Below are 8,884 nucleotides of genomic sequence, written 5' to 3'. Positions count from 1 at the left end.
AAGAAAACGGTTGAGGCGACGAGACACGTCAACATACCCGACGTTTCGGCGATGTAAAGGGGTGTTCCGGCTTGGCGGTCGGGCGGCTAGGCGGCCAACGTCCCGCGGGCTCCGCGTTCCAGCCCTACCCTACACCGGATCGGCCGCCGGTTCCGGAGTCGTAGAGGAGCTCTCTCCTCTGTCTTCTGTCTTCTGCCCCCTGTCCCCCGCCCCTCAAACCCCGCGATGCACCAGAAGGTCGGGGTACTCGGCCTTGAGCTCGGCCTCCAGGGCCAGTGTGTCGCCCTCCACCCGGAGAATGAGCTCCCGCTTCCCCTCGGGGACGTCTTGATAGGTGGTGAGGATCGAGCGGATCTTGAGGCCGTGGGCCCGCACCCGGTCGGCCACCTGCCGGATCGAGCCCGGCTCGTCCGGTATGGTGAGCTGGAACCGCACCGTGTCGGTGCGGGCGCCGGTCACCTGGATGAGGGCCTCGAACACGTCCTCGTGGGCCAAAATGCCCACCAGCCGGTCGCCCTCGACCACCGGCAGGCACCCGATCTTGTTGTCGTGGAGGAGCAGCGCCGCCTTCTCGATGGTGTCGTCGGGCCCCACCCGCAGGGGATCCTTTCGCATGGCGTCCCCCACCTTGGCGCGGCTCAGCGCATAGTGGAGCTCGTACACGTCGAGGGTGGTGGCCTTGCTCGGCATGTACTCCTTGAGGTCCCGGTCGCTCACGATGCCCACGAGCCGGCCGCCGTCCATGACCGGCAGGTGCCGGATGTTGTGCTCCTTCATGAGGTGGATGGCCTCGGAGACGGGGCTTTCGGTCTCCACCGTGATCGGGTGGGGGGTCATCCATTTGCGCACCAGCATGCCGTGCTCCTTTCCGGTTGGGGGGAGGGGTTTCTTGACATCAAACGATCTACGGATCGGCAGGCCCGGCGCAACACATGAGCGACCTATTACTCCGGCGGCTAAATAGACACGGTCGGGGGCATGGGGCCTGTTGGAGCGCCGGGCGTGGCTCCTACAGTCGCTGCATCCGGCACTCAGCCAACGACCGGGGCTCTTCCGGCCAAGCGGACTGACGAAAACGCCGAGAGTTTCTGAGCGGTTCCGTCCATCCGGCTGAGTGCCGGATGCGGCGTAAGCCGGATGCCGCACTCACGCACGGCCGGAAGCAGGCCCCATGCCCCCGCGATCTCCTTGCGCGCCTCTATTGGCGCCGGGTTAACAGTCGGCTTTTCCAACCCGAAAACCGGCCCTTGCCTCGGCCCGACCCGGACCCGTACACTTGGGGGCCTTCGATTTCCCTTGGAATCCCTTGCCGTTTCCGATTGTTTCGAGGTGGAACCAGCCATGCCGACCGACCGAACCGACCTTGGGACCTATGACCCCCACGCCTTCGAGGAGAAGTGGTACCGGTGGTGGGAGGAAAAGAAATTCTTCCACGCCGACCCGGCGTCCCCCAAGCCGCCCTTCTCCATCGTGATCCCGCCGCCCAACGTGACGGGCAGCCTCCACATGGGCCACGCCCTCAACAACACCCTCCAGGACGTCCTGGTCCGTTACAAGCGCATGGACGGCTACGAGGCCTGCTGGGTCCCCGGCACCGACCACGCCGGCATCGCCACCCAGAACGTGGTGGAGCGGATGCTCGCCGAGGAGGGCAAGACCCGCCAGGACCTGGGCCGGGAGGCGTTCATCGAGCGGGTGTGGAAATGGCGCGAGGAGTCGGGGGGCACGATCCTCCGGCAACTCAAGCGCTTGGGGGCCTCGTGCGACTGGGACCGGGAGCGGTTCACCATGGACGAGGGCCTCTCCCGGGCCGTGCGCGAGGTGTTCTGCCGGCTCTACGAGGAGGGGCTCATCTACCAGGGGGACTACATCATCAACTGGTGCCCCCGGTGCCACACCGCCCTTTCGGACCTGGAGGTGGAGCACGAGGAGGCGGCCGGCCGGCTGTGGCACATCCGCTACCCGGCCAAGGACGGGGGCGAGGGCGTGGTCGTGGCCACCACCCGGCCCGAGACCATGCTCGGCGACACGGCCGTGGCCGTGCACCCCGAGGACGAGCGATACAAAGCGCTCGTGGGGAAGACGCTGGTGCTGCCCCTGGTGGGCCGGGAGATCCCGGTCATCGCGGACCCCGCGGTGGACCCGGAATTCGGCACGGGGGCGGTCAAGGTCACCCCGGCCCACGACCCCAACGACTTCGCCATGGGCGAGCGTCACGGGCTCCGGCTCGTGCGGGTGATCGGGGAAGACGGCACCATGACCGCCGAGGCGGGTGCCTACGCCGGGCTCGACCGGTACGAGTGCCGCAAGCGGCTCGTGGCCGACCTCGAGGCCCGGGGGTTCCTGGTGAAGACCGACGAGCACCGCCACGCCGTGGGCCACTGCTACCGGTGCCGCACCGTGATCGAACCCCTGGTGTCGCGCCAGTGGTTCGTGAAGATCAAGCCCCTGGCCGAGAAGGCCATCGCGGCCGTGCGGGAGGGCCGCACCCGGATCGTGCCGCCCCAGTGGGAGAAGACCTATTTCCACTGGATGGAGAACATCCGCGACTGGTGCATCTCGCGCCAGATCTGGTGGGGCCACCGGATCCCGGCGTTCACCTGCCAGGCCTGCGGCGAACTCACCGTGGCCCGCACCGACCCGGAGGCCTGCCCCCGGTGCGGGGCGACCGACCTCGCCCAGGAGGAGGACGTCCTCGACACCTGGTTCTCCTCGGCCCTGTGGCCGTTTTCGACCCTGGGCTGGCCCGAGGAGACCCCGGAACTCGCGAAGTTCTACCCCACGAGCGTGCTCGTCACCGGGTTCGACATCCTCTTTTTCTGGGTGGCCCGGATGATGATGATGGGCCTGTGGTTCCGGGGCGACGTCCCGTTCCGCGACGTGTACATCCACGCCCTCGTGCGCGACGAGAAGGGCCAGAAGATGTCCAAATCCCGGGGGAACGTGATCGATCCCCTGGAGGTCATCGACCGGTTCGGGGCCGACCCGTTCCGGTTCACCCTGGTGGCGTTCGCCGCCCAGGGCCGGGACATCCGGCTTTCCATGGACCGGATCGAGGGGTACCAGCGGTTCGCCAACAAGGTCTGGAACGCGGTGCGGTTCACCCTGATGAACCTCGAGGACTTCGACCCCTCGGCGCCGGCCGTACCGTTTGCCGAGCGGCTGCCCCAGGACCGGTGGATCCTCACGCGGCTCCGGGAGGCCGTGGCCGAGGTGCGGGCGAACCTGGACGCCTACGAGTTCGACAAGGCCGCCGGGAGCGTCTACCAGTTCCTGTGGCACGAGCTGTGCGACTGGTACATCGAGATGGCCAAGGGCCCCCTGTACGGCAGCGGCGACGCCCGGGCCCGGCTGGGCACCCAGCAGACCCTGGTCGAGGCCTTCGACACGGTGCTCCGGCTGCTCCACCCCTTCATGCCCTTTGTCACCGAGGAACTCTGGCAGAAGCTCCCCTGGCCCGCCTACCGGGGGGAACGGCCCGAAAGCGTCATGATCGCGGCGTTCCCCCGGCCCGAGGCCCTGCCCGAGGACACCGAGGCCCGGGACCGGATCGAACGGGTCAAGGAGGTGGTCTCGGCCGTCCGGAACATCCGGGGCGAGATGAACGTGCCGCCGTCGCGCAAAGTGGAGGCCTGGGTGCGGGGAACTGAGGAGGCCCTGGGCGTGGTGCGGGCCGAGGCGGCCACGGTGCGGGCCCTGGCGGGGCTGGAGCGCCTCGAGGTGCTGGAGGCGGGGGCGGCCCGGCCGGCCCAGTCGGCCGCGGCCGTGGCAGCCGGGCTCGAGATCTACGTGCCGCTGGCCGGGGTGGTGGACCTGGCCGCCGAGGAAAAGCGGCTGGAAAAGGAGATCTCCCGGCTCGACCAGGACCTCGAGCGGGTCCGCAAGAAGCTCGCCAACCCCAATTTCACCGGCAAGGCCCCGGCCGAGGTGGTGGAGAAGGAGCGGGCCAAGGAAGCCGAGCTCGCCGAAAAGCTCGAGAAGCTCCGGGCGAACCTCGACCGGATCCGGAGCGCGGCATGACGGCGTTTCCCCGGGCCGAGGCCGACCGGGTGCTCCGGGCGGCGCTCGCCGAGGATGTGGGACCGGGGGACGTCACCACCCTCGCCACGGTGCCCGAGGGCACCCGGGCCCGGGCCCGGCTCGTGGCCAAGGAGCCCCTGGTCCTGGCCGGGTTTCCTGGATTTTTACGGACCTTCGAACTCTTGGGCGGGGAGGTGGTCTGGACCCCGCGGTTCCGGGACGGCGACCGGGTGGGTTCGGGGGAGGTCGTGGCCGAGGCCGAGGGCGACGCCCGCACGCTCCTGACCGGGGAGCGCACCGCCCTCAACCTTCTGCAGCGGCTTTCGGGCATCGCCACCCAGGCGGCCGACTGGGCCCGGGAGCTCGCCGGCACCCGGGCCCGGCTGGTGGACACCCGGAAGACCATCCCCGGCCTCCGGGCCCTCGAGAAGTACGCCGTGGGGGTGGGCGGGGCCGGGAACCACCGCTTCGGGCTCTTCGACGGGGTCCTGATCAAGGAGAACCACATCCGGGCGGCCGGGGGCATCGCCCCGGCCGTGGACGCCGCCCGGCGAAGCGTGCCCCACACCCTCAAGATCGAGGTGGAGGTCACCACCCTGGAGGAGCTCGACGAGGCTCTCCGGGCCGGCGCCGACGCCGTGCTGTGCGACAACATGGACCTCCCCACGCTCCGCCAGGCCGTGGAGCGGACGGACGGCCGGGCCCTGGTGGAGGCCTCGGGGGGCATCACCCGGGAGCGGCTGCGGGCCGTGGCCGAGACCGGCGTGGACCTCATCTCGGCCGGGGCCCTCACCCACTCGGCCCGGGCCGTGGACCTCTCGCTCCTGTTCGAGGAGGGCTCGGCGGCCTGACCCTCCTCGGGCGTCAGCCGGACAACCCCCGAAGCACCGCCTCGTAGGCGGCCAGGGCGTCGGGACCGAAGAGCACGAACCGCACCTCCTCGAGGGGGCTTCCGGCCCGGAGGTGGTCGGCCACCGTGCCGAGGGCCACCTCGGCCGCCTCGTCCAGGGGGTAGCCGTAGGCGCCGGTGGAGATGGACGGAAACGCCACGGTGCGGCAGCCGAGCTTCTCCGCAAGCCGCAGGCTCTCCCGGTAGGCGCTCCGGAGCACCTCGGCCTCCCCCCGGGTGCCGCCCCGCCAGATGGGCCCCACCGTGTGGATCACGTACCGGGCCGGCAGGTTCCCGGCCGTGGTGGCCACGGCCTTCCCGGGCTCGAGCCGGCCGATCTCCTTGACGATGCGTTTGCATTCCTCCAGAATCGCGGGGCCGCCGGCCCGGTGGATCGCGCCGTCCACGCCGCCCCCGCCCATGAGGGAGGAGTTGGCGGCGTTCACAACCGCGTCCACCCGCTGACGGGTGATGTCGCCCTGGACCAACACGAGCCGGGTCGAGCCGAAGGTTCGTTCCATGGCGCCCTCCTTTCCGGGAGTCTCATCGGGTAGGAACCGCCCAACGGAAATAGCGCCCGGAGCGCCCCCGCGCAACCCCTGACCCACCCCGTCCCCATGCCGACCGCAGAGCCGATCTACACCGAGATTCCGTGGGATCCGGACGTGCAGTTTTTCCTGGACGGGCTCGTGCGGGTCCGGCCCGACCTCTACCTCGACCCTATGCTCGCCGACCCCTGGTCCTGCGAACCCGGCCGGTGCCGGCCCCGGCTGGGCCCCAATCTCTGCTGCAAGGTGGAGCGCCGGTGCCGCCACTTCGACGGCCGCGGCTGCCGCATCCACGAGACGAAGCCGTTCGCCTGCGCCCTGTTTCCGCTGGACCTGGCCCGGGTGCGGGGGATCCGGGTGGTGACTACGGTGAAGAACATCGAGTTCTTCCGGCTGGGCTGGTGCCGGTTCGACCGGGACATGCTCCAGTGCTTCCCCGGCCAGGACCCAGAGGCGCCCCCCATGCTGCTCGCCCAGGAAGCCGTGCTCCGGCGGGTGTTCACCGAGGCCGAGTGGGCCCTCATGGTCCGGGCCCTTCCGGCCGATGGAGAGGGAGAATCCGAGCCGCGACGGGAGGAGCCGACCCCATGATCCACGCGTTCCGGGACCCCGCGTTTCGCCGCACCGTTCTCCCGGTGTTCCTAGGCCTCTACGTGGCCGCGGCGGCCGTGTTCGGAGGGTTCCTCCACCTCGAAACCCTGCGCCATGCCCAGGAGACGGCCCGGGCGCTCGCCGGGCATCTCCGCACGGAGCTTTCCCGGTCCGTGGGACTTGAGCGCATCGAGGCCCGGCTGTCGGATCCCGTGGGCTACCAACTCTTCGATAACCTGGTCCGGACCCGCCTCACCGGCATCGGCCTCGTGGACGTGCGGCTCTACGCCCCCGACGGCAGGATCCTCTACGCCACCGCCAAGGAACTCCTCCACCGCCCCGCGGACCATGAGGAGGTCGAGGAGGCCGCCCGGGGCGAACCCGTGGCCGAGCTCATCACGGCCCGGACCTACCGAACGCGATACGGCCTGGCATCGCCCGGCCCGCTCATCGAGGCGTATCTCCCGATCTTCCCCGACCGCAGTCCCTCCCCGGTGCTCGAGGCCTACATCGACTTCCGCCACGGCAGCGCCCTGGCCTGGCACATGTTTTGGGCCGGATCGGCCGTTCTCGCCGTGGCGACGTTCCTGGCGCTCGTCGTGGCGGCCCGGCTCCACGCCCGGGTGCATCACCTCGAGGACACCCTGGAGCGGCTCGAAACCTTCCTGCCCATCTGCGCCAAGTGCAAGAAGATCCGGGTCGAGGAGGAGGGGAAACCCAAGGAGTGGGTGAGCGTGGAGCAGTACTTCGAGGAGCGCCAGGACGTGGCCTTCAGCCACGGCCTGTGCGACGACTGCCTGCGGGAGCTCTACCCCGACGTGGCCGACGACGTCCTGGCAAAGAAGAAGGGTTAGCGGCGCCTCCGGCGGGGGCGCTTGGCGGCGCGGCCGCGGGTTTCGCCGACCCCGAGGAACCCCGTGACCTCGTCCCGGTCGTGGTAGAGGTGGCGGAGCCGCAGGGTGTAGGGTTTCTTCCCCTCGGTCATCTCCCGGTCCACGATGGCCCGGCACCGCTCCACGGCCTCGAACCGCCGGCCGCCCGGGAGCTTCCAGTTGAACAGCAGCCACCGGGCCCGCCCCCGGGAGGCCCAGAGCCCCACCAGCCGGGCCACCCGCTCGGCGGGCTTGACCATGTCGCACACCATCCAGTCCACCACCCGTTCGGGCCGGTAGCGAAACCCGTCGGCGCGCACGTGGTCCACGAGGCCCGTCTCCAGCACCTCGGGCCGGAGCCGGGCGTTGTCGACGGCCGTGACGAGAAGCCCCCGCCGGGCGAACTGCCACGACCACCCGCCCGGCGCGGCCCCCAGGTCCACCACCCGCCGGCCCGGCTTCAGGGCCTTCTCCCGCTCGTGGGGCGTGAGGAGCACGTGGAGGGCCTCCTCCACCTTCCGGGCCGAGCGGCTCGGCGCCTCGGCCGGCACGTGGAGCCGGGGAATCCCCCCGGGCCAGGACGAGGAGTTCCGGGGGTCCGACACCCCCAGGAGCCACCGGCCCTCGGGGAGAAGCGCGACATGGACCCGCGGGGCCTGGCGTAGGCGCGGCGAGAGCCATCCCCGGGCCTCCAGCTCCGCCCGAACGGCCGCGTCCAGGGCCTCGCACCGGGGCCAGAGGCGGCGTCCGGCGTGGGAATCGGGGGCCTCCACCACGAGGTCCCGCGCCCGGGGTCGGCCGCCGGCCCGGCGCGCCGTGCCCTCCAGGGCGCCCAGCACCTCCTCCGCCGCCGGAACGCCGTCCCCCGCACCGAGCACCCGGAACCACTGCCGGGCGAACACGAAGGTGAAGGGTCGGATCGCCGCGGTCAGTTCCGCCGCCACCGCGTCCGGGGCCTCGAGCCCCACCCAGCCCGCCCCGTCCCGCGCCGCGGGCCGCGCCGACCCCCCGGCCCAGGCCGTGACCTCGGCGGCGAGATCGGCCTCGAACCCGGGCCGGCAAAACCAGAGGATCGCTTCTTTCGGAGTTCGCATGGCGGCGGACTTTACGGGGCCCGTACCGGGAGGTCAAGACGCCGCGGGACGGCCGGTCGGGTTTGGGAAACCACGGAGGGCACGGAGAGCACGGAGGGAGGGACCGAGGGGGCGGAAGCGGCCGAACGGACGGGCCGCCGGGAGGGACACCGGTGTTTGCCCCCCCGACAAACGGCCTTCGACCCGCGACAAACGGCCCCGGGGGGTTGTGTTCGGGCCGGGGCCTGCTAGGGTGACGGACACACCCCCGGGGGGAGGGAGGAACCGCCATGGCCGCCGCGATCGCCCGCCTGGCCGAATGGGTGGAGGGCACTTTGCCCCACGCATCCCCGCGGACCCGGAGCACCCTTCGGGCCCTCGGCCGAGCCCTCCGGACCGCGGAGCGGGCCGGGTGCCGCAGCTGCGGCCGGTGCTGCGAGCTCTTCGGGGCCACCCTCACCGCCAGCCCGAAGGATCTCGAGCGCTGGCGCCGGGAGGGGCGGGACGATCTCCTGGCCCGGGCGAGCCCCTTGGGACGGCTCTGGTTCGACCCCGACACGGGACAGCGGGTCCCCCGCTGCCCGCACCTCGTGCGGATCGCCCCGGGCCGGGCCCGGTGCCGGATCCACGCCACCAAGCCCCAGATCTGCCGCGACTACCCCACCCTGGCCCACGGCAAGCGCTGCGTGGCGAACCGCCTGTTCCCTATCAACCACTGACCGGGATGGGCCACAGATTCACACAGATGTTCACAGATGGACTCTTTGGGGTCATCAGACCGGCGGTCAGTTGCCCGAGGGTCAACGGGCCCGAAAGAAACGGGAAGCCTCAGCGGGCCAAAATCTGTGCCAATCTGTGTCCATCTGTGGCTACAACCGTTACTAAAACCAT

General features: G+C 70.8%; 8 protein-coding genes. 5 read left to right on the top strand and 3 right to left on the bottom strand.

The window, feature by feature from the left end; genetic code table 11:
• Positions 1–213: 213 nt before the first annotated feature.
• A complete protein-coding gene (locus ACYQ8L_RS17420) occupies positions 214–855 on the bottom strand; it encodes a CBS and ACT domain-containing protein (RefSeq protein WP_459943092.1) in 642 nt (213 codons plus the stop codon).
• Between the two features lie 486 nt (positions 856–1,341).
• Here ACYQ8L_RS17420 and ACYQ8L_RS17415 point away from each other — a divergent pair, with 486 nt between their 5' ends.
• Entirely contained in the window at positions 1,342–4,020 is a 2,679-nt protein-coding gene (locus tag ACYQ8L_RS17415) for a valine--tRNA ligase (protein WP_459943091.1), read from the top strand.
• A complete protein-coding gene (nadC, locus tag ACYQ8L_RS17410) occupies positions 4,017–4,871 on the top strand; it encodes a carboxylating nicotinate-nucleotide diphosphorylase (RefSeq protein WP_459943090.1) in 855 nt (284 codons plus the stop codon). The genes ACYQ8L_RS17415 and nadC overlap by 4 nt, the downstream gene beginning before the upstream one ends.
• A 13-nt stretch (positions 4,872–4,884) precedes the next feature.
• Here the strand turns inward: nadC and ACYQ8L_RS17405 are convergent, their stop codons facing one another.
• Positions 4,885–5,430, bottom strand: coding sequence for an O-acetyl-ADP-ribose deacetylase (locus tag ACYQ8L_RS17405; protein WP_459943089.1), 546 nt, complete (start codon positions 5,428–5,430; stop codon positions 4,885–4,887).
• A 96-nt stretch (positions 5,431–5,526) separates the two neighbouring features.
• On the opposite strand from ACYQ8L_RS17405, the gene ACYQ8L_RS17400 reads away from it, so the two are divergent.
• Both ACYQ8L_RS17400 and ACYQ8L_RS17395 read left to right on the top strand, forming a co-directional pair.
• On the top strand, positions 5,527–6,048 hold the full coding sequence (locus tag ACYQ8L_RS17400) for a hypothetical protein (RefSeq protein ID WP_459943088.1): 522 nt from the start codon (positions 5,527–5,529) through the stop codon (positions 6,046–6,048).
• Positions 6,045–6,902: a hypothetical protein gene (locus ACYQ8L_RS17395; RefSeq protein ID WP_459943087.1), complete on the top strand. Its 858-nt coding sequence runs from the start codon at positions 6,045–6,047 to the stop codon at positions 6,900–6,902. The genes ACYQ8L_RS17400 and ACYQ8L_RS17395 overlap by 4 nt, the downstream gene beginning before the upstream one ends.
• Here the strand turns inward: ACYQ8L_RS17395 and rlmM are convergent.
• Entirely contained in the window at positions 6,899–8,014 is a 1,116-nt protein-coding gene (rlmM, locus tag ACYQ8L_RS17390) for a 23S rRNA (cytidine(2498)-2'-O)-methyltransferase RlmM (protein ID WP_459943086.1), read from the bottom strand. The genes ACYQ8L_RS17395 and rlmM overlap by 4 nt on opposite strands.
• Before the next feature lie 269 nt (positions 8,015–8,283).
• Here rlmM and ACYQ8L_RS17385 point away from each other — a divergent pair, with 269 nt between their 5' ends.
• Positions 8,284–8,712: a YkgJ family cysteine cluster protein gene (locus ACYQ8L_RS17385; RefSeq protein ID WP_459943085.1), complete on the top strand. Its 429-nt coding sequence runs from the start codon at positions 8,284–8,286 to the stop codon at positions 8,710–8,712.
• Positions 8,713–8,884 lie beyond the last annotated feature (172 nt).

This window comes from Deferrisoma palaeochoriense, assembly GCF_054656955.1.
Note: the sequence above shows the minus strand (reverse complement) of the source record. Positions and strands in the feature narration are given on the sequence as shown.